A 26,103-nucleotide genomic window follows, 5' to 3' on the forward strand; every position below is an offset into this window, starting at 1 on the left:
CGGACAAAATGCTGTGGCCAACACATTCTAAACACGCTTTCATACTATACCAAATTAAACCAGAAAAGACATGACACAAATGTTCTTTAACCTATTTCGTCCAAAGCAATCAACGCTTAAGGATGAAGTACTCTCAGGCTTAACTGTTGCATTGGCCCTGGTGCCAGAAGCAGTGGCCTTCTCTTTAATTGCACAAGTTTCTCCTTTGATAGGACTTTATACTGCCTTTTTTATAGGCTTGATCACAGCTATGCTCGGCGGTAGGCCAGGAATGATTTCCGGTGCTACTGGCGCTATTGCTGTTGTGGTGGTCGCCTTGGTGGTGAGCCATGGAGTAGAATACCTATTTGCTGCAGTTATTTTAATGGGGATCATCCAGATTTTGGTGGGCGTATTAAAACTTGGAAAATTGATCCGGTTGGTTCCTCACCCAGTAATGTATGGGTTTGTCAATGGATTGGCGGTGATAATTTTCACTTCCCAATTTGAGCAGTTTAAAATCCAAACAGCTCCAGGCGTGAAAGAATGGATTTCAGGTCCTCCATTATACATTATGCTGGGCTTAGTAATCCTTACTATGATCATCATAAAATTCTTACCCAAAGTCACTAAAGTCATTCCTTCTGCCCTAGCGGCGATATTGGTCATTTCAGGCATAGTTATTTTTGGAGGTGTGGACACCAAAACTGTTGGGGATATGGCTTCTATATCAGGTGGACTACCGGAATTTCATCTTCCCATGGTGCCTTTAAATTGGGACACCTTGATGGTGGTACTTCCCTATTCTGCTATCATGGCAGCCGTGGGGCTCATTGAAAGCCTTTTGACCCTTACCTTGGTAGACGAAATCACAGAAACTCGTGGAAACGGGAATAAAGAGTGTATCGCCCAGGGCATGGCCAATGTCACCACAGGTTTCTTTGGCGGAATGGGTGGCTGTGCCATGATCGGCCAAAGCCTGATCAACGTCAATGCTGGCGGTAGAAACAGAATTTCAGGCATTGTGGCAGCTTGTGGTTTGCTGACATTTATACTCTTCTTTTCATCTTATATTGAAATGATCCCAATGGCCGCATTGGTGGGATTAATGTTTATGGTCGCCATAGGGACATTTGAATGGGCATCCCTGAAGATTTTCAAAAAAGTACCTTTCACCGATGTATTGGTCATGATTGTAGTGACCTTGGTAACTATCTTCTTGCACAACTTGGCCTTGGCTGTATTGGTTGGAGTGATCATCTCAGCCTTGGTATTTGCTTGGGAAAATTCCAAGATGATCCGTGCCAGAAAAACCATTGATAAAAATGGTGTAAAACACTATGAAATCTATGGTCCTCTATTCTTTGCCTCTGCATTGACCTTTGGTGAAAAATTTGACCCTACCAACGATCCAGATGAGATCATCATCGATTTTGCAGAGAGTCGCATTGTGGACCATTCAGGTATAGATGCAGTTCATAAGGTAACCGAAAGATACAATAAGGTAGGCAAAACGGTCTATATCCGTCATCTAAGCACAAGTTCCAAAACCTTATTGGAAAAAGCCGAAAAAATCATCAATGTCAACTATGCAGATGACGATCCTAGTTATAAAATTGTAATGGATTGATCCATTATAACCTAATAAAATACTTAGCAGCGGTTTTAAAATCGCTGCTTTTTTTTGCCCATACGGAATTCCAAGTACATGAACGAATCTCTGTCAGTCAAACTGAAACGCATTATATCCAAACACCTACTCCTCAAAAAGCACTTAATTTCAAGTCATTACATGTCCATAAGTACTTCTTGAATTGTGAAAAATATGATTAATTTTAGATACTGATCTATCAATATTTTAACCCAAATGCCATGAATGTCTACAAAGTACCTTTATGCTATCAATAAGCATGCAGAAGATAAAGCAGAAAGTATGACTAAATATGGAGTTCCTCTTGGGCTACGCACGCACACGGGTGGCTCTATATTATTAAAATGTATTTCTTAAAAACACTAATGAATGACAAAAATCATTGCTAGCCCAAATTGTGGAAACTCCCCTAAAATGGCTTTCCTAAAAGAGTTTAATATTGCTTTTGCTAAGGGCAATATTGATTACTTGATCGAAAGCGTATCTGACGAAATTGTTTGGCACATCGTCGGCGACAAAGAAATCGCCGGAAAGGAGATGTTTAGAAGTGAAATGGAAAATATGAAAACAAACAAAGTGGTCGAACTAACTTTATACCAAATCTTATCCCACGGAAAAGAAGGGGCAGTAAACGGATCAATGAAAATGCATGATGGAAAGGAATATGCATTTTCCGATTTTTACCAATTTAGTGGCGCAAAAGGTAAACTCATTAAATCAATAACTTCATATATAATTAAAATGAAATAAAAAAAGCCAGCTTGAAATCAATCAAGCTGGCTTTTTATATGTTCAAGGCTGAATAACCTCTTATTTGCTAGCGATATAAGCTACTAGATCAACAACTTTGTTAGAGTAACCCCACTCATTGTCATACCAAGACACCAATTTCACGAATTTGTCGCTCAACTGTATACCAGCACCTGCATCGAAGATAGAAGTTCTAGCGTCACCGATAAAGTCATTAGAAACCACTGCATCTTCAGTGTAACCCAAGATACCTTTCAATTCACCATCAGCAGCTTCTTTCATTTTAGCACAGATCTCTTCGTAAGAAGCACCTTTCTTCAATTTCACAGTAAGGTCAACTACAGAAACGTCAGGAGTTGGAACTCTAAACGCCATACCAGTCAATTTACCGTTCAATTCAGGAATTACTTTTCCTACCGCTTTAGCAGCACCAGTAGATGAAGGGATGATGTTTTGACCAGCACCACGTCCACCTCTCCAGTCTTTCACAGAAGGACCGTCAACAGTTTTCTGCGTAGCAGTAGTTGCGTGTACAGTAGTCATCAAACCTTCTTCAATACCCCAATTGTCATTTACCACCTTAGCCAATGGAGCAAGACAGTTAGTAGTACAAGAAGCATTAGAAACGAACTGCATATCTGAAGTATAAGAAGATTCGTTTACACCCATTACGAACATAGGAGTGTCATCCTTAGAAGGAGCAGACATGATCACTTTCTTAGCACCAGCTTCGATATGACCTTTAGCTGAATCCTTGGTCAAGAAAAGACCAGTAGATTCTACTACATATTCAGCACCAACATCAGACCACTTAAGGTCAGCAGGATTTCTTTCGGCAGTTACACGGATTGCATTACCGTTTACAACCAACTGGCCATCCTTAACTTCTACGTCTCCCTTGAAGATACCGTGAGTAGAGTCATACTTCAACATGTAAGCCATGTAATCTACATCCACTAGGTCATTGATACCCACAATCTGAATATCATCTCTTTCTTGGGCAGCGCGGAAAACCAGTCTACCAATTCTTCCGAATCCGTTAATTCCTACTTTAATCTTTGTCATTTTTAGTAAGGTTAATAGGTAAAATTATGTTGTTATTTTCGACTTATGATTACAGCATCCAAATCCCATCATCATGGTTTGCAAAAATGCTAAATGCTTCCTGCAGTACTTTAGCTTTGGACGGCTGTTTTTAACTATGCCAAATTTATTGAATTAATATTTAGGAAGGAAATTAAGGCTTCATTAATCTGACATTAGGTCAAAGTTTTTCGTCTTTTTCGAGTCAAAATTAAAATTCTTGCAAGAAACACCGCTCAAACCCTCCAATTTCTCAGCAAAAACCAAAATATGCTTTAGAATTAATAATTCTTCTGAATCCTATAGGCCTTTGATCCAAGCCACTATATCCTCCAAAACCACCTCGCTAAAGGTCTCACCAATCTGTGCATATTCATCTATGGCACCCGTTTGGGCGGTTTGAAACAAATGATTTAATCCTGGATATAATTTGAGTTCTATATTATCCTTTCCCTCTTTATTTTTAATATCCTCCAATGCCTGGTAATTAATGGGACCGTTCACCTGTATATCCTTTGCCGCAAACAATGCTAAAACAGGAATATTGGCTTGCCTAATATAAGGCGCTGGATTAAATTTCATAAAACTAAAATACCAAGGAGAAACCATTTGGCTGTAAGCACCTTCCAATTCCTGTATTTGTTCCTGATCCAAAGAATCCACTTTGTTCATCTCTTTCAAATGACTTCTGAGCGCTGTAGTCAAATTACCATTCAAGTCCTTAAAATCTTCTGTATCTTCAAATACCTGATAAAGTACTTCATTGATTTTCCTTTGTTCCTGGATCAATTCTTCAGAAGCACCGTAAGAAGACAATACATCCTGACTTTGCTGCATCATTAAGTCCGAAATGGGCACGGTAGGCCCTGCCAAAGAAATGGCAAAGCCCAAACCTTTGGTCTCCGCAGCCATAATCCAAGCAATCATTCCTCCTTCGCTATGCCCGACCACACCACTTCTCAATTGGTCCACAAAAGGGAATTTCTTCAAGTGGTGAAGGGCTACTTCAGCATCTTTTTCGAAATCAAAACTATTGGCCTCCGCAAATTCACCTTCTGATTCACCCGTCCCGCGTTCGTCATAGCGCAACACAGCAATACCTTTTCTGGTCAAGTAATCTGCAATTACCCAAAATGGTTTATGACCGAAAACCTCTCCGTTCCTATCCTGTTGACCAGAACCACTAACCAAGACTACAGCTGGAAATGGCCCCATCCCCTTTGGTTTGGTAATCGTTCCCTTTAACTTTATACCTGCTTTCATGTTTTGAAAACTGGTTTCTATAACATCATAGTCAAATGGCGCTTTTGGTTCTTGCTGCTTTGGCTGCCCAAGTAGCTCCTCCTCTCCTACCTTGATCAGATCTAAAGGAATTTCCACCCCAGACTGTGTAAAGGTCCCTTTGATCGTATCATTCATCAACAATCCCTCAAAGGTAATGTTGAATTTTCCCAATTCTACCGATACCATGGGAGCAGTATGTAGCACCTTATCTATCGCCATGCCAGTTGCCCCCTGAGTAGGACTGTCCATCGTTCCTTTCCAGTCTCCACCTTCCTGTTCAAAATGAAATATTATGGGTAGTTTTTTTGCCATTATATCGAGTTCTCCCTTCCAGCTTCCTTGTAGTTCCTGTGCATGAAGGGAAAAGATGGTGAGAAAACCAACAGAAAAGGCTAGAAAGTATTGATTTAACCGAAGGATCATGGGCTTGATTTTTCTGCTATTTTACAGCTGATTATAAATAGTGTGGTAAAATGTATTCCTGAGAATTTTAAAGTTAATACGATTTTCAGATATCTTCGTCTATGCAAAAAGAAATACTGCTTGATTTAGTGACTAAAAAAATGCCTTTTGGAAAATACAAAGGAAGGTTGATTTGTGATATACCAGAGCATTACCTAGTATGGATGCATAGGAAAGGCTTTCCGGAAGGGAAATTAGGCATGTGGCTGAATACTATGTATGAAATCCGCGTCAATGGTTTGGAATATATTTTGATAGAACTCAAAAAGAAAATCCAATTAGGGGAACTATAAAAAAGCCTCCCAAATCATATCAGGAGGCCAACTATTGAATGGTTTATTCATAAATCAATGTGAAGCAATAGAATCTGGATTACCGTCCGGGTCACCATTTACTGTTCCGCTACTTTGGATATTTCCCAGCAATAAGATTCCCGCTACATGTGGAGCGGCCATGGAGGTACCACTGATCGTATTATATCCGCCATTTTTCCAGGTAGATGTAATCGATACTCCAGGAGCACAATAATCCACAGGAGGATTCGAAAAATTTGAGAAAGAGGCAAAGTTATCACTTTCATCCATGGCCGATATGGTGTAAATATCCGGGCCATTGACCCTTGCTGGAGAATGCTCATTGGCATCTCCCCCCTCATTACCGGCAGCCAAGCTAAACTTTACGCCTGAAGCAGCAGCCTCTTTGACCGCTTGATCCAGCGCATTAGAGACTGGTCCTCCTAAACTCATATTGGCCACATCACCATTATTGCCTCTCGCTTTCACAAAATCAACCCCTGCAATCACCCCAGAATAAGAACCTGAACCTCTGGAATCCAATACTTTCACTGGTACGACTGTTGCTCCAGCTGCCACTCCTATCACTCCAAAATCATTATTGATCGCCGCAATCGTTCCTGCTACATGCGTACCATGCCCATTTCCATCATCCAAAGATTTGCTGTCTTTCCCTGTATTAAAAGCATTGAAGCCTTTGGAAGCATCGACATTCAAATCCGGATGATCCAAGTCTATGCCAGTATCGATTACAAAAGCCACATTACTGCCTGAGTAATCCACCGGACCTCCAACCCTTGAAATCCCATAGGGAACCGTTTCGCCTGAAGGTTCTTCCCCTCCTCCTCCATTACCAGGGCCTTTTCCTGGAGGTGGAGCCAATGCAATCACACGGTCTTGTTCTATAAACTTGACCCGGCTATCCTTGCTCAAAAGGATAAATTGTTCTTCATCCAATTCTACAGAAAAACCTTCTAGCGCATTGCTAAATACTCGGTCTAGGTTTTCTGGTGCCACACGAAAATCTGCTAGCATGCTGGAAACTTCCTTCCTCATGGATGCCTGCATATCTTCATAGCTACCTTTCCGTCTAAAATTAATTCTCTGATTATGTAATACCACAATATACTTTCCAGGTATTACAGTGCCGTTGATATCAGCAGATTGATCCACCGGCACTGATATGGAACTTTGCTCTACTTCCTGACATGAAGCTAGAAAGGCCCCCAAAATAATGGACAAAGCCACCACTGGGTTCATCATTACGCTTAATAAATGCTTTTTCATCTTCTAACTTTTTAAACAATTAATGATCAAAACTATACAAATGAATATAAGCAAAATTAAAGGGAAACCAACGTAAAACCTTCTTTTCCCAAGCTCCAACAGAAGAGGTTCAAAACAGTCAACCGATTTAGCAAATGCCAGTAATGACGAAAAGTCAAGTTTTTTATTTGTTGAGTGGTAGGAACTCCACCCATTAAATAACCCGTTTAACTGAATTTGTATCCACTCATACAATAACCCAAGAGTAGCCTAAACCTTTGTCTAATTTTGTAGTCTATTAATATATAGTTCAACAACCTCATCAATCATAACAAACTGAATTACAACAGAATGAACAAATTTTATTTACTTTTTTTTATAATAAGTTTAAACTTTCAGGGAAATCTCTGGGCACAAGAAATCCTTCAAGGTAAAATTATAGACCAACAAAGCGAGGAAACACTTCCTGGTGCCTATATTTTTGTCAAAAACACAGAAAATGAGACCATAGGAAACACCTATTCTGATGAAAATGGCGACTTCAAAATAGCCAAACCTACAACCACACCATTCATATTGGAAATTAGTTTTATAGGTTTTGAAACATTGAGAAAGACCTATTCCAATCTTCAAAGTAACAACCTTGGAACAATCGCCCTAGGTCAGGATGCCACTCAGCTCCAGGAGGTAGAGGTAAAAGGCCAAATCATGACAGGAGAAGTAAAAGGAGATACGGTTTCCTTTAACGCCAATGCCTACAAGACCCGGTCTCAGGCAAGTGCTGGTGAATTGATCCGTAAAATGCCAGGAGTAAACATGAGAGGAGGAACCATAGAAGTTCAAGGGGAAACTGTAGGCCGTGTTCTGGTCGATGGTGAGCCTTTCTTCGGGGATGATCCAGCCACGGCCATGCAAAACCTGCCAGTTGAGGTAATTGATAAAATTGAATTTTTGGATCAAAAGAGTGACCAAGCTAAACTAACAGGTTTTGATGATGGAGAAACCATTAAGACCATTAATATCATCACTAAAAAGGATAAAAGAGGAGGGAAATTCGGGCAACTCTTTGCCGGATATGGTACTGACGACAATTATTTGGTGGGAGGCGCTATCCATTTCTTTGAAGGTGCCCAAAGGCTCTCGGTACTTGGACTAAGCAACAATATCAACCAACAAAACTTTTCTGCAGATGACCTAACAGGCGCCTTTGGATCTGGAAATGATCGGGGCTGGGGAAGACGAGACAGCGATGACTTGACCGTCAGGTCTCTGCCAGGTATCACTAAAACAAATGCTGTAGGAACCAACTTCACCGATAAATTCGATAATGGCAAGGCAAAAATTTCCGGTAACTATTTCTTCAATGATAGTAAAAACACCCTGAACAGGACTTCTAGCAGAGAGTATATCTTGCCAAGTGATAGCCTCCAATTTTACGATGAAGAAAGACTTGACCAAAACAACAGTCAAACCCACAGAATGTCTTTGAAGCTAGAGTATGATATTTCTGATAAACATGCTATAATCTGGAGACCAAGATTCTCCTATCAAAAATCAAATGCCCAGAATAGCCTCATTGCAAGGAACCTATATAACCAAAACACACCTATCAGTGAAACGATCAATTTAACTTCCTCTAATAATGATGCATTAAGCATAGATAATGACTTCACTTATCGCTATAAATTTAACAAACCGGGAAGAACGATCTCTACCAGCATTGAATCCAGGTATAGAAAAAACAATGGTCAGTCCTTATTAACCTCTGCCAACAGGAATTATCAAAATGAAAACTTGGATAGCTTGGTTCAAAAATCCAATAGCACTTCAAAATCCAACAATTATGAGATGGAGATTGTATATACGGAACCTGTTGGTGAAAACTCTCAGCTGAGATTAGAGTATGAATTAAGAAATGATAATGGAATTAGTGACAGAGATGTAAGCCAAAGGGAAATGGAATCCTTTAACTTTGAAAAAGACAGTACTTTAAGTAACAAATTTGACAATGGTTACCGTCACCATGAAATGAACCTTGGCTATCAATACGCCGGAGAAGAATTAAGAATATATTCTTCCTTTGTTTACCAAATTGCTGACCTAAACAGTGATAGGCTTTTTCCTGGTTTTGAAAACACACAAAGAAATTTTAAAAACTTTATTCCGAGAGTCTATGTCACCTACGAACCCAATAAAGAAACCAGTATAAGGTTTGGGTATAGAACAGACACGGATGCCCCGTCTGTCAATCAGTTACAAGACGTAATCGACAATAGCAATCCACTTTCCATTTCTATGGGAAATCCAGATTTGGAACAAGAATACGAGCACAGGATATTTTCTAGGATCAGAAAAATCAATCTGGAAACCTCCAAGTCTTTCTTTATGTACTTTTCCGGCAGGGTAAGAAAAAACTATATGGGGACCAGTACCTTCATTGCTTCCAAAGACACCCTGATCAATAATGATGTATTATTGAGACAAGGAGGTCAACTAAGAAGGCCAGTGAACCTCGACAACGCATATGATGCAAGTACCAGTATCTCCTTTGGTTTCCCGCTTGGATTTATAAAAAGTAATTTAAACTTGGATACAAGGTTCAGTTATTCCAACCAGCCAGGCCTTATCAACGACCAGCTCAATACCAATCATAACCTTGGTATGGGACAAGGCCTGTCCATCACCAGTAATGTAGGGGAAAAGCTTGATTTCAACCTAGGAACAAGCGCTAACTATAATGTGGTCAGAAGCACACTTCAAGCAGATAGAAACTCAAATTACTATTCCCAAAGTACCCGTCTGGACCTTTATTGGAATTTCTGGAGAGGATTCTTTATCAGTACCAATGTAAACAACCAACTCTATGCAGGATTAGGAGATGAATTTGATCAATCCATCTGGTTGATGAATGCAGATTTTGGCTATAGGTTCCCTCCTTCTGAAAACTTGGAATTAAAAATGACCGTATTCGATTTATTGAACCAAAATACCAGTATTGAACGAAATATTACAGATGTCTATATAGAAAATGTGAGGACAGATGTGCTAAAACAATTCTTTATGCTTACCTTGACTTATAATCTAAGAGCATTTGGCGGAAACCGACCGCAATACGATTGATCCAAATTTCAGTAACTATATAATCGAAAAGGTACAGTTCTATTCAACTGTACCTTTTTTTTCTGCATTGGCCTCCAATCTGAACTTTTCACTACCCATTAAAAGTTTATCAGTGAAACAAAGTTGCAAAAAGAACGTAGAAGCAACAATATTGCATTATATTTGTCATCAATAATGAAAATGCGAAAACTGAGTTCACTTTTATTCACTTTACTCCTCCTTAGCACCAATCTTTTGGCCCAGGAAGACTGTCCCTTTATACTCAGGGGAAAAGTCTTGGACAGTGAAAGCAATGAAGCCGTTATCAACGCTTATATATGGGTTCAAGACCTCAGCAAGGGAACTGTTACAGATCAAAACGGGAATTTCCGCATCAATGACCTATGTGAGGGACATTTTGAGCTAAAGGTAGAATCCTTGGGATATACAGCCCAAACGCTACCTCTTAATGTCCACGAAAATGTCAATCTGACCATCCGATTGAGCCAGAAGGAATACACCATTGACGGTGTGGAAATAGTCGGACATAAAGATGCTGTCAATACCATGAATGCAGTAAGCAGTATAAGTACTGAACTGCTCGATGAAACCCGGGGTAAAAATCTGGGAGAAACCCTTAAGTCACTATCAGGCGTTACCACTTATACTACTGGTGCCAACATCGCCAAACCGGTCATCCATGGTATGCACAGCAATCGGATCATGATCCTAAATAATGGAATCAAACAAGAAGGCCAACAATGGGGTGGCGAACATGCGCCCGAGATCGACCCATTCATGGCCGAAAACATTTCCGTGGTTAAAGGTGCAGAGTCAATTCGATTCGGTCCTGAAGCCATGGGAGGAGTACTTTTGGTCACCCCACCCAAACTCCCTGTCAAAGCTGGTTTTAAAGGCACTGCCCATATCATCGGCAACACCAATGGACGTTCCGGAGCTGCTGCCATTAGTTTGGAGGGGGGAAGTAAAAAATGGAAAGGATTGGGTTATAGACTCCAAGCTTCAAGCCGTGCTGGAGGAAATATTAAATCCCCTGATTATTTTCAGGACAATACAGGCATGCGAGAGCTCAATTTCTCAGGTGCCATTGGCTATAATACCAAAAACATCGGGATGGACCTATTTTACAGTAGATTTTCCACTACAATTGGTATTCTAAGTGATTCCCATACGGGAAACTTAAGTGATTTAAATGAACTGATTGAAAATGGACGACCATTCAGTAATCCTGGTTTCAATTATGACATTGTCAATCCAAGACAAGAAGTAGTCCACCAGCTGCTCAAAGCCAAAGGTCATTATCATTTGAAAAACGAAGGTGTACTCAACTTAGAATACGCCTTTCAGCAAAATAACCGGCAAGAGTTTGACAAAAGACGGGGGGCACTCAATGATAGGGCGGCCTTAGACCTTGAACTGTTTACAAATACCCTAAACCTCTCCTATGAGCATCCCAGTGCAAAATCCTGGAATGGTTCTATTGGGGTTAATATGCTACAGCAAGCCAATAATAATATACCAGGCACTGGGGTTACTCCCCTGATTCCCAATTATGATTTAATTAATTTAGGTGCTTTTGCCATTGAAAAGTACACTAATGGTAATTTGGAACTGGAAGCCGGAGCTCGATATGACTTCAGATATGTGGATGCTGCCAGATATAACGATGGAGAATTGGAAGAAAGGAACTACACTTTCAAAAACTTCACCGCCTCCATAGGAGCAGCTTACAGCTTTAACAGCAATTGGATGTTGATCTCTAATATCGGGTCGGCATGGAGACCTCCGAACATCAATGAACAGTTTAGTGAAGGCCTTCATCATGGTGCCGCTGCCGTAGAAATAGGTAATCCAAACTTTGTAAGCGAGCAGGCCATCAAATGGGTCAATACCTTAAACTTCAATAGGGGTAATTGGGACATAGAGTGGACAGGATATTACCATAAGATCAACAACTATATCTACCTCAACCCCACAGGAGAACAACATGTTTCACTCCGGGGAACATTTAATATTTATGAGTACCTCCAAACAGATGCTGATTTTTGGGGAATGGACTTAAGTTCTCTGTATAAACATGAAAATGGAATTTCCTGGTTTGTCAAAGGAGCTATGATCAGGGCAAAAAATTTAATAGATAAAAGCTACCTGCCCTTTATTCCAGCCGACAGAATCGAAACTGGAATCAGTTATGAATTACCAGAATGGAGAGGTCTGAGCAATAATAAGATTAGCCTGAGCAACCTTTCTGTTTTCCGACAAAGAAGAGAACCTGACTTTGATTTAGCTCCAGCACCATTAGGATACAACCTTTGGAACATCAGTGTAGGTACAATATTATTTGAAAATCAAAAAAGCGTACTAAAGGTCAATTTATCCATAGACAATCTTCTTAATACCTCCTACAAAGACTATATGGACAGGTTCAGGTACTTCAGTCATCAAATGGGAAGAAACCTTTCCTTGCGGCTAAAATATGAATTCTAAAAAGACACAAAACCACAATAGTTATGAAAACTAAAGCAAAATTATTACCCTTAACATTTTTACTAGGACTTACTATTATATTGACTTCCTGCAGCAAGGATGATCCTGTACCAGAATTGGACCAAGAGGTCATTACTGATGTTACCCTTACCTTCACAGAAGTAGATGAGTCAGGCCTTAGTATAGGTAGCTCCATGGATTTTGTAGCTTCATCTGAAGGAGGGCTTTCCTTGGACGGAAACCTAGACATCGAAACCATTATTGGTTTGGAAAGTGGCAAAAGCTACCGAATGGAAATCACCGCCTATAATGGTATAGCCGATGAAGATATTACAGAAGAAATCGAGGAAGAAGCTGATGAGCACCAGTTTTACTTCCTTGGATCTGCTTTCGTGGGAGAAAACTCTTTTATGGAATATGCTTATGACGATACAGACACTAATGGAAATCCTATCGGCCTAAACGGCATTGTAAAAGTGGATGAGAACCTAGTTAGTAATTCAGGTAAAATAAGAATTGTTTTGAGGCATGACCTGGATAAATCCTTCACAGGTGCAGATAATCCACATTGGGAAAACTATGTACAAGCTGGAGGAGAATCAGACCTTGATCTATCTTTTGAAGTAACTTTCTAAGGATAGAAACTTGAAAAAACGGCCCTGGATATTTCACCATGGCCGTTTTTATTTTTTACTTATATCATAAAAGTTGGATATTATTTGCTCATTCCTTTGCCACACCGGGAGCATTGGCGCCAATATTTCCAGCTACCAAAATGGTATTATAATCAGGTCCATCTTCAGCTAAATGTACCTTGATATGGCCATCTAGTTCTTTCATTTTTTCATAAGTATAATCTTTTAAAATCGTCACGCTTTTTAAGGGCCTTATATCCACAGGATTTAATTTTTCCAACATAATCCCTTCCTCGCCATAACTTCCCTGATGCAAATGTGCAGGAAAGAAATAAGCTTTACGGTCTGATTCTCCTTCAAGAATAAGGGAGAGTTGCAGTCCAGTTCCATCAGCATACTCTCTAAATATCGCCCTACCCGTATATCCATATTCCGTACTGATTGTATTAAGCTCATACTCCAGTACATTATCTGTATAAATTGATTCTGTCAACTCACTACATCCTCCAAACAATCCCAATATTGACAGCACCATCACCAAAATAACTTTACTTCTAACGCTATTCATATTACTAATTTTCCGATCAGATAATATTTAGTCCATATTAAATATACAATATGGATATTTCTGATTCATGCTAAAAACTAAAAATATTTTGTCTTTTAAAGTAATTTGTAATCTTACCCATTTGAATCACTCTATTCATTGGGTTATTGCTTATATTTAATTCCAAATTGCTAAAAGCATTAAGGAACTGTACATTTCTGTTTTTACAATTTATTTCTTAGAAAACATCAAATCAATAAAACCTATTATATAACAAGCCTATTTATTATGGAATTAAAAAACAACAAGCACTTAAAATATGCTTTGACCTTACTCTCCTTTAGTTTAGTAGTTGGCAGTTCCTGTGCACAGGAAAAAGACACACGATCAGGAATCAGCATTAATACGCCTGAAATAGCTGAAGACCCGAAAAATTATACGGTAGAAACAATCGTTGAAGGTTTTGATGATCCTTGGGGAATGGACTTTTTACCAGATGGAAGCATTTTGGTCTCAGAGAAAGCCGGAACACTTTATCTGGTTAAGGACGGAAAAAAAACCGAAGTAAAAAACGCACCTGAAGTATCTTCTAGAGGTCAAGGTGGGCTATTGGATATTATGCTTCACCCAGATTTTGAAAACAACAGTTGGGTATATTTTTCCATTGCTTCCTCAGAAGGAGAAGAAGAAGGTGCCAATACTGCAGTAGTAAGAGCTAAATTGAATGGTTCTGAACTTACAGACCATGAAACCATCTATAAAGCAAGCCCTAACACCAAAAAAGGACAACACTTTGGTTCTAGATTAGCCTTTGATGACAAAGGATATCTTTATTTTTCTGCCGGTGAAAGAGGTGACAGGGACAATAATCCCCAAGACATCACTAGGGATAATGGAAAAATTTACCGCCTTCATGATGACGGAAGTATTCCAAAAGACAATCCTTTTGTAAATGAAGCCAATGCCAAAAAAGCCATTTATTCTTATGGACACAGAAATCCCCAAGGAATGATTTTCCACCCAAAATACAAGGAAATTTGGGTTAATGAGCACGGTCCACAAGGTGGCGATGAAATTAACATCGTTAAAAAAGGTGCTAATTTCGGCTGGCCAGTGATCAGTTATGGTATTAATTATGATGACTCTATGCTTACTGAGAATACCAGCAAAGAAGGAATGGAACAACCCATTTACTATTGGGTACCTTCGATTGCTCCTTGTGGTTTCGCTGTAGTACCTGAAGAAACCTACCCTGATTGGGCTGGCAGTCTCCTAGTAGGCTCCCTAAAGTTCCAATACCTTGAATTGCTACAAATGGATGGTAAAAAGGTTATAGGCAGAACAAAGCTACTGGATGGAATGGGCAGATTGAGAAATGTAAAAATTGGTCCTGACAATCACATCTATGCAGCTATCGGTGGAAAAGGCATAGTTAAAATTATACCAAAGAAATAATACTTATGATTAAAACGACTGTTATTACCAGTTTGGTAGGCGCATATTTGGGTTGGACAGCATTTACCTTTGGTGATCAAGATGAAGCTTTAAAGGCCAGCATAAAAAGAGGCCAAGAAGTCTATAATGATTATTGTATTACTTGTCATATGGCTGATGGCAAGGGTGTCTCCGGTACCTTTCCCCCTTTGGCCAATTCTGATTTTCTATTAAAAAACCGCGAACAAAGTATCCGTGCTATAAAATTTGGTATGAGCGGAGAAATCACAGTCAACAAAAAAGCCTATAATAACACCATGAGCAACTTGGGGTTATACGATGATGAAGTTGCTGATGTCATGAACTATATCCTGAATAGTTGGGGAAACAAATCAAAAAAGATGGTTTCGGAAAAAGAAGTTAAATCCATCGAAAAGAAAGAAAAAACAGCAAGTTAATTTGTATTAAAAACAAGAAAAAGGGCAATCATCATTGTCCTTTTTCCTTTTCCAATAAAGCGGTAAGGTTCTTTTCAAATACTGATTTTGCCTTTTTCTTCCATCATATACTCACCACATAACTTGACCACTCCACCGTTCATTTCTCCTAAAAAAGCGCCACCTCTGGCGCTAAGCTGAAGTGTATTAAAATGTATTTTATTCAACCTCTCTGCCCAAAAAGGCAGCAGCATGGCATGTGAAGAACCTGTGGCGCTATCTTCCAAAATAGTGGTGTGAGGGACTAAAGTACGGCTAACAAAGTCTACTTCATCGCCTTTTGCAGTGATGGCATAACCGAAAATCTCACTTTTTCTCAGTTGCTCAAAATCCGGTTGCATCTTTTCTATACTTTGCTCAGAATCGGTCAGGATAATATGCTTATTGGCTGTCTTGTACATCTCCAATACGGGAATCCCCAATCCCCTTGAAATGGCCTCAGGGACAGTTTCAATTTTCTCCTGAACTGGAATGACATTGATAGAAATACTAATGGTTTGATCTGCATTGACTTGTCCTTCCACTATTCCTTCAGCATAATGTAACTTAAAAGGTCCATTCTCCCCAGTTTTTTGATACAGGAATGCCGCCGCTGCTGCAGTACCATGGCCGCATAATCCAATCTCTGCACCTGGCGCAAACCACCTGACTTTATACTCTCCATTTACAGGTATTTCCCAGAGAAAAGTGGTGGCTGGCTGATCCAAACTATTGGCTATTTCCGTTAGTTCAGTATCAGATAGCTCCCTTTCCAAAAGGATTACCGCAGAAGGATTTCCCCTAAAACCTCTTTTTTGATCAGTAAAGACTGATATGATTTGATATTGAATATCCATGGCCAATAATTCATCTATTTTGAAAAAAAGCAATTTCTCCTCTACCACAACTTAAGTCACTAGGTAGCTGATAAAGAATGCTATATTTAATTTGTTCTCCAGAAATATGATGTAAACAGGATTAAAATTGTATAAAGTTCCAACCTTCCCAAAAGCATAATAAAGGACAGAAACAATTTAGCTACTGGATCAAAGAAAGCAAAATTATTCAGCGGTCCAACATTTCCTATAGCAGGTCCGACATTTCCCAGACAAGTGGCAATGGCTCCAAAACTGGTCAACATATCATAACCTAGCACAGAAAGTGCTACACTTCCTAGAACAAATACCATTAGATATATCAATAAAAAATTCATGATATGGGTAATGATCTTCCCCGTAACTCTGTCTCCATTGATTTTTAAAGGCACCACCGCCCTTGGGTGTACAATGCGCTTGAATTCCAAAATGGTATTTTTAAAGAAAGTCAAATGCCTGATAAACTTAATACCTCCTGCAGTGGACCCTGCACAACCTCCTATAAACAAAATCAGAAAGAAAAATATGGTCAAACCATGACCATAACTGGTATAATCTGCGGTCACAAATCCAGTGGTAGTCATCAAAGAGGAAACTTGAAATGCTGTATCCCTAAATGCTTTCTCTGCACTTTCCCCAGAAAAATAATAAACCGGAACCGTTAAGGCTGCGATAATCAATACCACCACCAGAACATAAGCTTTAAACTCATCACTTTTCCATACCTTATCAAACTTACCCACCAACCCAAAATATATCACAGTAAAGTTGGTCCCGGCCAACAACATAAAAACAATCGCTACATACTGAATGAAAGGAGATTCGTAAAAGGCCATACTGGCATTCTTGGTGGAAAAGCCTCCTGTAGCCAAAGTCGTCAAGGCGTGATTAATCGCATCAAAAAAGGTCATACCTCCTAAGTAGTACAATACTGTACAAAGAATGGTCAGCCCTACATAAACATACCACAGCCTTTTGGCTGTTTCCCGAATCCGTGGATGCAGTTTATCTGACGTTGGGCCCGGGGACTCTGCCACAAATAATTCAATCCCCCCAATCCCCAAGAGTGGAAATATAGCCACTGTCAATACAATAATCCCTAAACCACCAATCCATTGGGTCATACTTCGCCAAAACAAAATGCCCTTTGGCAATGCTTCTATATCATTCAGAACAGAGGCACCTGTAGTGGTCAATCCCGATACAGTCTCAAATATGGCATCTGGAATATTAGGAATCGTCCCACTCACCAAATAAGGAAGCATACCAAATAATGACATAAAGAGCCAACTCAAGCCAACTATCAAGTAGCCTTCTCGTTTTCGGATATTCTGGTCCTGCTTGGAAAATGAGAAAAATAAAATAGCGCCCATGGCCATGGAGACAAAAGCAGAATAAATCAAGGGCATTTGATCACCACTTTTGTAATAATAACTAAAACCAATACCTGGGAGCATCAATAGGCCCAACAGCATCAATAAACCTCCCATGATTTTCCCAATAGCCTTATAATGGATCATCGTATCAGTTAAATAATTTTTCCAGACTGGATTTGGCAGATGGCAATGCTAAAACAATGGCTTTATCATTCATTTGAAGTTGAAAATCCCCATCTGGTATAAAAACCTCCTCACCCCTGATTACACCTGCAACGATGGCCGTTTCAGGAAAATGCAATTCACGAAGTTGCTTCTTGGTTAATCGGTTATTCTTTGAAATCACATATTGGATAAATTCAGCATCTACACCATAAATACCTGAAATGGCCTCCACCTTACCCTTTCTGAGGTACCTGGTAATCTGGTTAGCGGCTACCAACTTTTTGTTGATAAGGGAATCTACCCCTATACTATGTGAAATATGGATATATTCCCGCGTATCCACATGGGCAATGGTTTTGTAAACCCCGTGGTTTTTGGCACTCAAACTGGTGATAATATTCGTTTCCGAACTTTCTGTAAGTGCTAAAAATGCCTGCATCTCCTCCAGTCCCTCTTCAATAAGTAATTCTATATTTTTATAATCTCCATGGATAACCAAAGAAGTATCTAGCCTTTCCGATAACCATTTACAGCGCTCTTTATCCTTGTGGATCAAGGTCACCCTATATTCTGGCTCCAATTTAAGCGCAGAAGTAAATGCTAGATCATCTCCACCAATGATCATTACATTTTTAATATTGATTTCCCTTTGGTCCATCAGCTGAACAATGGAATCATTGGCCTTTTTATTGGAGATAAAATAGACATGATCATTATTTCTGAGAACTGTAGTACCTTTTGGAATAATGGTCATCTGGTCTCGGACAATCGCAATAATCCTGATGTCTTCAAAAATTGGCATTGCCCGGGTTTCTGAAAGCTTTTTATTTACCAGAGCAGAATATTGATTCAAAATAATACCCACCACATTCAGCTTACCTTCCTCAAAATCAAAAATATCAGAGAAGGTCGAGTTCTTGATCATCCGGTGAATTTCACCACTACATAACATGGTGGGAGAAATAATATTATCTATACCCAGATTATGAAAATAGGCTATATTTTCTTCCAAAAGATAATCGTGGTTCCTTACCCTGGCGATCACTCTTTTTGCCCCGAGTTGTTTTGCCAACATAGCCGTTACTATATTGGTTTTCTCGGAGGTAGTTACAGCCATTACCATATGAGCCTCTTTGACATTTGCATTCTGCAAAACATCGATAGAGGCAGAATCCCCCATTACCGTCAACACATCTAACCTCGAAGCTACATTCTCCAGAATATCCTTGTCGGTATCAATTAGGGTTATATCTTTATTTTCATAGCTCAAAGACTCGGCAAGATGGAATCCCATATCACCTGCTCCAGCGATCACAATATTCATGGCCATAGGCGTAAATATAAGGTGTTTTAAGCTGCAAAGACAAAATTGTAAATTAATTTTTAGTTGAAAAAGTGGCCTTCACGCCTAAATTTACCCTACTTGCACCAAATAATTTAACCGCTATAAATAATAGAATTGATAGTAAAAACCCCTTAATTATTCTTCCTCTATCATTGATTCCCCTTTTGAGAAATTTCCAGAAGTCCACTCCCAGGATTCTTTGAGCCGTATTTTTCCATTCTCCAACCTTTCCGGTATAGAAATACACTTTCCGGTCATTAGTTCTCCTGCTTGGTTGATATGATGATACCGCATATCTATCACTCCATTGTTATCCACTTTACCTATCAGGTGTCCTTTTACAATTTCACCTCCTTCATAATGTGCTGTTAGGATCTCCCCCTCTTGTGAATAATGGAAAACCGTCGCTGATGACACATCCCCATTATCCGTATTGCTAACGGACCTAAAGGTCATACTATCATAATTGAACATTTATTCTTCTCTGAAATTATAATTAGGATTTTAAATAATTTGAGCCACCGTACAATGCCCTTCTCTATCAAAGACCAATCAGATGACGATTTTAGCAATAAATGAGCAGCTTACAAAATCATCTATTTATTCATTTTATGATCTCCATAAAACCACAACGAATCCATTTGAGTTTATTCAAAATATATAATCATAAAAAAAGTCATTCGATATAGATAGAATGACTTTTGAAAACTTGATCTTTAATACTACCCATCTGCGGGGAGATGTTTGGAGAATTCATATAAAATCTTATCTACTGATACACCTATATTCTTTGATTTCTGCTTGATATTATTAACCTCTCCCACGGCACTTATCCTCAGAATAATTTTGTCTGCTCTGGGATCAATAAAGTCTATCAACACCTCTCCCAAATTATACTTTTCAATTTCCGTCTGGCTTGGCCAATAAGGATAGCCCATCCTATAGGGAAATCTGTACATAGGAGAATACAAACCGTATGGGTATAAGCCATCATAGGCACTTCTGCTTACTTCTTTTTCCCGGTCGCTTAAAAGGGTATTATACCGTAGAATTAAATCAGGATGCTCACTATCTTGTACAAAGCCCCTTTCTTCCATACCTTGGACCAAATCATCCACTAAGTTCCTGTCCAAAGTTGGTGAATTCCAGGCATCCTTCCCCTCATACTGATTAATGATGGCAAAGGTCTTATAGGATTTACCTGCTTTTACCTCATTTTTTTCCAAGTAAACTTTAACAGGATTACAGGCTGCCAATAAAACTCCTAAAAGGATAATATTTATTCCAAATCTCAATTTCATACTCTAGGCCATTTATCTAAAAAACGACAGAAATGGGCTAAAGTTGTGTATTTAATGGCCATAAATATAGTTTTCTGTGTGAAGACAGACTACTCATTTATTCAACAACTTTCCATTTTCTGATTCTGGTAATTCTTCCACGTCTCTTAACTTTCTCTGGATCACCCTTGTTCTGGTTCCTACCAAAGTATCCAGTTCATGATTCGCCTCATTGATTTTTTTCTGTGCCTTTTCTATCAAATCACCAAATTTACCAAACTCAGTTTTCACCGCTCCCAACACTTTCCACACTTCACTGCTGCGCTTCTGAATGGCCAAAGTCTTAAATCCCATTTGCAAACTATTCAACATGGCCGCCAAGGTAGTCGGCCCGGTAACCACCACCTTATATTCTTTCTGCAACTGTTGTGATAAAACCCCATCCCTTATCACCTCTGCATACAGGCTTTCCATAGGTAAAAACATCACTGCAAAATCAGTGGTATAGGGAGGGTTAATATATTTCTGACTGATATCTTGAGCGGATTTTTTCACTGCTCGCATCAGTTCCAACTTACTGCTATCCACCAATCCCTTGTCTCCAAGGTCATAGGCTTCCAACAACCTATTATAGGCTTCTTGAGGAAACTTCGCATCAATGGGAAGGAACACTGGTTCATCACTACTATTCCCTGGTAATTTCACAGCAAATTCCACCCTTTCTGAAGCCCCCTTTTTCATAACGGCATTGCTTACGTACTGATCTGGAGCCAAAATATTTTCCAGTATACTTTGCAATTGGTATTCACCCAGTACTCCCCTACTTTTTACATTGGTTAGCACACGTTTAAGATCTCCTACACCAGTTGCCAAGTTTTGCATCTCTCCCAATCCTTTTTGAACAGCTTGAAGTTGCTTGCTGACAATCTCAAATGACTGCCCCAGCCTGATCTCCAAGGTCTTCTGTAATTTCTCATCCACCGTCTCCCTCATTTTTTCCAATCTGGCTTCAGTAGATAAGAGCATTTTTTCTTGTCTTCGTTCCAGCTCACTGAATTTCTCACGCTGTATTTCATTGAACTCTTTCACATTTTCCCTAAAAAGCTTACCAAAATCCCTTAGTGTCTCATTTTGGTCTTTGGAATTCTCTCTTAATGTGTCAAAAACATACTTAAACTGTTGATTGATGTTCTGACCAATCTCCTGCCTATTTTCGGCCATCTGCCGCTCCAATTGCATCGTTATAACGGCTAATTTTTCTTCAAGGGATTGCTTTTGATCGCCTTGGCTCATTTGTTTGCTGAGTAAGACAATCGTAATCAGAACGTTCAATGCCAAAAGGCCCAAAAGTATCATTTCCATATGTACCAACCGATTTTTATGGGCAAATTAAGGCTATACTTTGGATTTGCCTAAACTGAAAACCACACAATGCGACATTTCATGTCGCAAACAGAAATATAACTACTCCTCCTATTTTTGTTACTGTAGGTAAAAGCAAAACAATATCTTTTACAGGACCAATTGTAAATGATTAAATGCGTTAGTTTAAACGTTTAAAATGTAACTGTTCCTTCAGCATTTTCTATCAAAGTCCAAAGCTACAATTTAACCAGCCCAGGATTGAAACCTTTGTGATCATCGAAATCTGGTACGAGAAAGAAAATCTTACCTGAACACTACCTGATACCCCAACCATTCGAAATATCAAATCAGCCCAACTCCTTCTTAGTTGAGGAAATATCTTCTTATCATGAGGACGGAAAGAATGATTCTTAAACTGCTTATAAGCAAAATATTGAAAGGTATGTCCCCTTACTTTCCCTGGACTTAAGGAGTAGATTACCTTAAATCTCTGATAAGAGAAACACGGTTAAAACACGGGATAAACACGGCTTAACCAGGGGTTAAATACAGGTTAAACTATGACCGGTAAAAATGTTGCCTTCATCGATATGTTTATGGATAAATCCTATAAGTAATCCTACTTATCCCATTGGAATCAATTATTTTAGATTTTCACTTTTCCATAAACAGAGCAATTACATCTTGAAAAGAAACTTACAAAAATTCATAGGGCCTGGGACTTTAGTCATGGCTGCTTTTATAGGGCCTGGTACAGTTACTGTATGCACACTTGCTGGTGTAAAATTTGGTTATGAATTGATTTGGGCACTTCTATTGTCTATTCTGGCTACCATCCTACTTCAGGAAATGTCCGCCAGGATTGGACTGATCAACCAAAAAGGACTGATTGAAATAGTCAGACAGGAATTAAAGCATAAATGGCCTAAGATAGCTGCCCTTAGTTTGATTATCATTGCGATTGTCGTTGGCAATGCAGCTTATGAAGCTGGCAATATAAGTGGCGCAGTACTGGGCTTGAATGGCTTTAAAAAGCTACCATTCTTCAATACATATTCTCCTTATCCAATAATAGTAGGGCTATTGGCTTGGAGCTTACTGATGAGTGGCAGCTATAAAAAAGTGGCGTCTTTTATGTTGGTCATTGTCCTTACGATGAGCGCTGTATTTCTCCTGACAGCTATTATGGGAGCACCACAGCTAAGGTTGGTTCTGGGAGGATTGGTCCCCAGTATCAATACCAATAATATCATCACTATAGGCGCCTTGATCGGAACGACTGTGGTACCTTATAATTTATTTTTACATGCAGCTTTAGTCACAAAAAAATGGCAGGGAAGCAAGGATTTAAAATATGCACAGCTAGATACCATTATTTCTGTTAGCTTAGGAGGACTGGTTTCTATTGCGATATTGATAACAGGTTCCCTGGGGAGTGCAGAAAAAATTGATTCGGTATTGGATTTGGCAGAAAGTCTTGTACCTCTCTTTGGCAAAGCTGCCCCCTACTTTTTGGGTGTTGGTCTATTTGCCGCGGGAATCACCTCCTCCATCACTGCTCCATTGGCCGCTGGATTGGTAATCTGTGGTTGCTTTGGCTGGAATAATGCGCTTAACTCCAAGCCCATGAGATGGACGTTTAGCTTGATCATTCTATTAGGTGTAATTTTTGCTTCATTAGGAATAAAACCAATAGAATTAATTACTGTAGCACAGCTGACCAACGGCATATTATTGCCCGTTTTAAGTACCTTTATATTATGGGTAGCCAATAACCGCAAGCTAATGAACAAGTACAAAAATGGCGTCGTTTTAAATATTCTAGGCTTTGGGATTTGGATCATTACATGGATTATAGGTATCAAGAGTATCACAAGTGTTTTAGAAAAATGGCAAGTATGGGGATAGATATCAATAGTGATTTAGGTGAAGGTTCTAGTGCCGATGCAGCTATTATGCAATTCATCAGCAGTTGTAATATTGCCTGCGGAGGTCATGCCGGTGATGAAAAAAGCATGGTCTCAACCATAAAACATGCAATGAAACACCAGGTGAACATTGGCGCGCACCCCTCTTACCCGGACCCTGAAAATTTTGGACGAAAAGTAATTAATATTTCTCTGGAAGCACTGGAAAACAGTATTCTTGACCAAATTCTCACCTTTCAAAAATTACTATCTGATCATAAAAGCCAACTCCATCATATCAAAGCCCACGGTGCGTTGTACAATGAATCGGCCATCAATGGCTCCATAGCCCATTTATTGGTCAAAATAATGAAAGATCATTTCCCGGGAATTTTACTATATGTTCCATATAACTCGGTCATAGCTGAAATGGCCGAAAAGGCAGGGATACCTGTTTGGTATGAAATCTTTGCAGACCGCAATTATGAGGACAACCTGAAACTGGTCAACCGAAAAAAGCCCAATGCCTTACTACATGATACAAACGAAGTATTGGAGCATTTGGAACTAATGATCCAACAGAAAAAAGTTAAAACCATTTCCGGGAATTTGTTTCCTATTAAAGCGGATACGATTTGTGTTCATGGAGACAATGAAAGAGCCTTAAACCTTGCCAAGGCGATCAATCAAATGGTAAAATCCAAAAGTTATTCCCAATGACTTACAAACTAAGTTACAAACATATTTCCCCAAATATTCTAGAGATATGCTGGCCTGCAGCAATCAGTAAGGATATCCTTTTACAAATGATGACATACAAAAAGAAAATCATCTCCTTGTGGTATGAAGAATTATGGGACGTTCATTTAGGATACCATTGTTTGAGTTTGAATTTCAAAGAGGCTTTTTCTCTGGATGAAGTGATAGGACAAATAGAGGATTTTGGTCAAGAAGAAGAGACCCATTCAATCCTCCATAGAAAGCGTTGGCAAATCCCAGTACTATACCAAGGCAAAGATTTATCCAGGATCGCAAAAATCACCCAACTAAGTGTCAATGAAGTCATAGAACACCATCATAAATCTCCCTACCTTTTGCATTTTTTTGGTTTTATGCCAGGATTCATGTATTTGGGAGGACTTTCCAAAAAACTTTTTGCCCCCAGAAAGGACCAACCAGACCCTAAGATTCAAAAGGGATCTGTCGCCATAGGTGGAAAACAAACGGGCATATACCCCATGGATAGTCCCGGAGGATGGAACATACTTGGCTTAACTCCCGTGAAGCTATTTGACCTAAAACAACAACCTCCAATCTCCGCCCAACCTGGCGATGAAATCAAATTTTATTCTATTGACAAAAAGGAATTTGAAAGGGTCTCCAAATCCATATACAATCAAAACTATTCCCTAGAATATGAAATCATCTGAATCCCATTTAGAAGTTATTAAACCTGGATTCTACAGTACCATCCAAGACCTTGGTCGATTTGGCCAAGGGCATTGGGGCATTCCAGCTGCAGGGGCCATGGACAGACAATCCTATGAATTGGCCAACCACCTGCTAAGAAATGAGGAAAACTGTGCCAGTCTTGAAATGACTATGTTGGGAGGCGAATTCATTTTTAGGGGCAAGACCCAAATCGTCCTAACTGGAGCCGATGCAAAAATCGCCTTAAACCAGAAAACTCAAGAAACCAACCATGTGTTACATATTAACGCTGGAGACCACTTAAAAATAGGCCCTTTTACCAAAGGATGCAGAATGTATATGGCTATTAATGGCGGTTTCCAAACACCACTGACACTTCAAAGCAGGAGCTGGTACAATGGCATTTCAGAAAAACATATTTTGGAAGTGGGAACTATATTACCCTATTTTGAACAAACAGCACATTTACCCAACTTAAATGCAAAAGTGGCAAAGGACCATACATTATTGGAAAATGAATTTATTGAAGTCTATGCAGGACCTGAATCCGATAGACTTCCCCATGAGATTTTTGAACAACTCTTTGAAAGGGAGTTCCAACTCTCCCCACTGATGAATAGAATGGGAATCCAACTTCAAGAGAAACTGAAAAATGAGCTGAATGAAATCCTGACTGCACCAGTATATCCTGGCACTGTTCAATTAAGTCCTGGAGGTAAAATAATGATTCTAATGCGCGACGCGCAGGTTACAGGAGGATACCCCAGAATCCTTCAACTCAATCCCAATGCCATTAATATCATGGCCCAAAAGAAACAAGGAGACAAAATTCGGTTCAAGCTAATACAATCTGATGACCTATAATATGGAAGAATACTTATTTTAGATCATA

22 protein-coding genes are annotated in these 26,103 nt (G+C 39.3%); 12 read left to right on the forward strand and 10 right to left on the reverse strand.

Annotation, left to right across the window (positions count from 1 at the left end; genetic code table 11):
- Positions 1-70: 70 nt before the first annotated feature.
- Positions 71-1,609: a SulP family inorganic anion transporter gene (locus KZP23_RS19990; protein WP_226333540.1), complete on the forward strand. Its 1,539-nt coding sequence runs from the start codon at positions 71-73 to the stop codon at positions 1,607-1,609.
- Positions 1,610-1,999: 390 nt separating this feature from the next.
- Positions 2,000-2,380, forward strand: a complete 381-nt coding sequence (locus tag KZP23_RS19995) for a nuclear transport factor 2 family protein (RefSeq protein WP_226333542.1) — start codon at positions 2,000-2,002, stop codon at positions 2,378-2,380.
- 60 nt (positions 2,381-2,440) lie between these two features.
- On the opposite strand, the gene gap is transcribed toward KZP23_RS19995, so the two are convergent.
- Positions 2,441-3,445, reverse strand: coding sequence for a type I glyceraldehyde-3-phosphate dehydrogenase (gene gap, locus KZP23_RS20000; protein WP_226333544.1), 1,005 nt, complete (start codon positions 3,443-3,445; stop codon positions 2,441-2,443).
- 318 nt (positions 3,446-3,763) lie between these two features.
- Positions 3,764-5,170 (reverse strand): alpha/beta hydrolase family protein, encoded by a 1,407-nt coding sequence (locus KZP23_RS20005; RefSeq protein ID WP_226333545.1) that lies wholly within the window; start codon positions 5,168-5,170, stop codon positions 3,764-3,766.
- A gap of 101 nt (positions 5,171-5,271) precedes the next feature.
- Between KZP23_RS20005 and KZP23_RS20010 the strand changes: the two genes are divergently transcribed.
- The gene (locus KZP23_RS20010) at positions 5,272-5,502 is read left to right on the forward strand and encodes a DUF3820 family protein (protein ID WP_226333546.1); all 231 of its coding nucleotides are present in this window, start codon (positions 5,272-5,274) and stop codon (positions 5,500-5,502) included.
- A gap of 54 nt (positions 5,503-5,556) precedes the next feature.
- On the opposite strand, the gene KZP23_RS20015 is transcribed toward KZP23_RS20010, so the two are convergent.
- Positions 5,557-6,789: a S8 family peptidase gene (locus KZP23_RS20015; RefSeq protein ID WP_226333547.1), complete on the reverse strand. Its 1,233-nt coding sequence runs from the start codon at positions 6,787-6,789 to the stop codon at positions 5,557-5,559.
- A 330-nt stretch (positions 6,790-7,119) separates the two neighbouring features.
- On the opposite strand from KZP23_RS20015, the gene KZP23_RS20020 reads away from it, so the two are divergent.
- The 3 genes from KZP23_RS20020 to KZP23_RS20030 all read left to right on the forward strand — a co-directional run bounded on the left by KZP23_RS20020 (position 7,120) and on the right by KZP23_RS20030 (position 13,010).
- Positions 7,120-9,888 (forward strand): outer membrane beta-barrel protein, encoded by a 2,769-nt coding sequence (locus KZP23_RS20020; protein WP_226333549.1) that lies wholly within the window; start codon positions 7,120-7,122, stop codon positions 9,886-9,888.
- Positions 9,889-10,062: 174 nt separating this feature from the next.
- On the forward strand, positions 10,063-12,375 hold the full coding sequence (locus KZP23_RS20025) for a TonB-dependent receptor (protein WP_226333551.1): 2,313 nt from the start codon (positions 10,063-10,065) through the stop codon (positions 12,373-12,375).
- Between the two features lie 23 nt (positions 12,376-12,398).
- Positions 12,399-13,010 carry a hypothetical protein gene (locus KZP23_RS20030; RefSeq protein ID WP_226333553.1) on the forward strand — a complete coding sequence of 204 codons (612 nt, stop codon included), beginning with the start codon at positions 12,399-12,401 and terminating at the stop codon, positions 13,008-13,010.
- Positions 13,011-13,098: 88 nt separating this feature from the next.
- Here the strand turns inward: KZP23_RS20030 and KZP23_RS20035 are convergent, their stop codons facing one another.
- Entirely contained in the window at positions 13,099-13,578 is a 480-nt protein-coding gene (locus tag KZP23_RS20035; protein ID WP_226333554.1) for a hypothetical protein, read from the reverse strand.
- 267 nt (positions 13,579-13,845) lie between these two features.
- On the opposite strand from KZP23_RS20035, the gene KZP23_RS20040 reads away from it, so the two are divergent.
- Together KZP23_RS20040 and KZP23_RS20045 are read left to right on the forward strand one after the other, a co-directional pair.
- Complete coding sequence (locus KZP23_RS20040; RefSeq protein ID WP_226333555.1) at positions 13,846-15,012, forward strand: PQQ-dependent sugar dehydrogenase; 1,167 nt, start codon at positions 13,846-13,848, stop codon at positions 15,010-15,012.
- Between the two features lie 5 nt (positions 15,013-15,017).
- Positions 15,018-15,449 (forward strand): c-type cytochrome, encoded by a 432-nt coding sequence (locus KZP23_RS20045; protein WP_226333556.1) that lies wholly within the window; start codon positions 15,018-15,020, stop codon positions 15,447-15,449.
- 74 nt (positions 15,450-15,523) lie between these two features.
- Here KZP23_RS20045 and KZP23_RS20050 read toward each other — a convergent pair whose 3' ends face one another.
- The 6 genes from KZP23_RS20050 to KZP23_RS20075 all read right to left on the reverse strand — a co-directional run bounded on the left by KZP23_RS20050 (position 15,524) and on the right by KZP23_RS20075 (position 21,801).
- On the reverse strand, positions 15,524-16,372 hold the full coding sequence (locus KZP23_RS20050) for a PhzF family phenazine biosynthesis protein (RefSeq protein WP_226333558.1): 849 nt from the start codon (positions 16,370-16,372) through the stop codon (positions 15,524-15,526).
- Positions 16,373-16,410: 38 nt separating this feature from the next.
- A complete protein-coding gene (locus KZP23_RS20055) occupies positions 16,411-17,862 on the reverse strand; it encodes a TrkH family potassium uptake protein (RefSeq protein ID WP_226333559.1) in 1,452 nt (483 codons plus the stop codon).
- Positions 17,863-17,866: 4 nt separating this feature from the next.
- On the reverse strand, positions 17,867-19,213 hold the full coding sequence (trkA, locus tag KZP23_RS20060) for a Trk system potassium transporter TrkA (protein WP_226333561.1): 1,347 nt from the start codon (positions 19,211-19,213) through the stop codon (positions 17,867-17,869).
- A gap of 150 nt (positions 19,214-19,363) precedes the next feature.
- Positions 19,364-19,684, reverse strand: coding sequence for a n-acetylglutamate synthase (locus KZP23_RS20065; protein ID WP_226333563.1), 321 nt, complete (start codon positions 19,682-19,684; stop codon positions 19,364-19,366).
- Between the two features lie 266 nt (positions 19,685-19,950).
- On the reverse strand, positions 19,951-20,529 hold the full coding sequence (locus KZP23_RS20070; RefSeq protein WP_226333564.1) for a DUF4136 domain-containing protein: 579 nt from the start codon (positions 20,527-20,529) through the stop codon (positions 19,951-19,953).
- A 93-nt stretch (positions 20,530-20,622) separates the two neighbouring features.
- Entirely contained in the window at positions 20,623-21,801 is a 1,179-nt protein-coding gene (locus KZP23_RS20075; protein ID WP_394370988.1) for a DNA recombination protein RmuC, read from the reverse strand.
- Between the two features lie 756 nt (positions 21,802-22,557).
- Between KZP23_RS20075 and KZP23_RS20080 the strand changes: the two genes are divergently transcribed.
- Genes KZP23_RS20080 through KZP23_RS20095 form a run of 4 tightly spaced genes read left to right on the forward strand, consistent with a single transcriptional unit; the run spans position 22,558 to position 26,075 of the window.
- Positions 22,558-23,781, forward strand: coding sequence for an Nramp family divalent metal transporter (locus KZP23_RS20080; RefSeq protein WP_226333568.1), 1,224 nt, complete (start codon positions 22,558-22,560; stop codon positions 23,779-23,781).
- Positions 23,772-24,500 carry a 5-oxoprolinase subunit PxpA gene (gene pxpA / locus KZP23_RS20085; RefSeq protein WP_226333569.1) on the forward strand — a complete coding sequence of 243 codons (729 nt, stop codon included), beginning with the start codon at positions 23,772-23,774 and terminating at the stop codon, positions 24,498-24,500. Before KZP23_RS20080 ends, pxpA begins: the two co-directional genes overlap by 10 nt.
- Complete coding sequence (locus tag KZP23_RS20090) at positions 24,497-25,210, forward strand: 5-oxoprolinase subunit B family protein (RefSeq protein WP_226333571.1); 714 nt, start codon at positions 24,497-24,499, stop codon at positions 25,208-25,210. The genes pxpA and KZP23_RS20090 overlap by 4 nt, the downstream gene beginning before the upstream one ends.
- Positions 25,197-26,075 carry a 5-oxoprolinase subunit C family protein gene (locus KZP23_RS20095; protein WP_226333572.1) on the forward strand — a complete coding sequence of 293 codons (879 nt, stop codon included), beginning with the start codon at positions 25,197-25,199 and terminating at the stop codon, positions 26,073-26,075. The genes KZP23_RS20090 and KZP23_RS20095 overlap by 14 nt, the downstream gene beginning before the upstream one ends.
- The last annotated feature ends 28 nt before the right edge of the window (positions 26,076-26,103 follow it).

Source organism: Echinicola marina, assembly GCF_020463795.1.
Taxonomy (GTDB): domain Bacteria; phylum Bacteroidota; class Bacteroidia; order Cytophagales; family Cyclobacteriaceae; genus Echinicola; species Echinicola marina.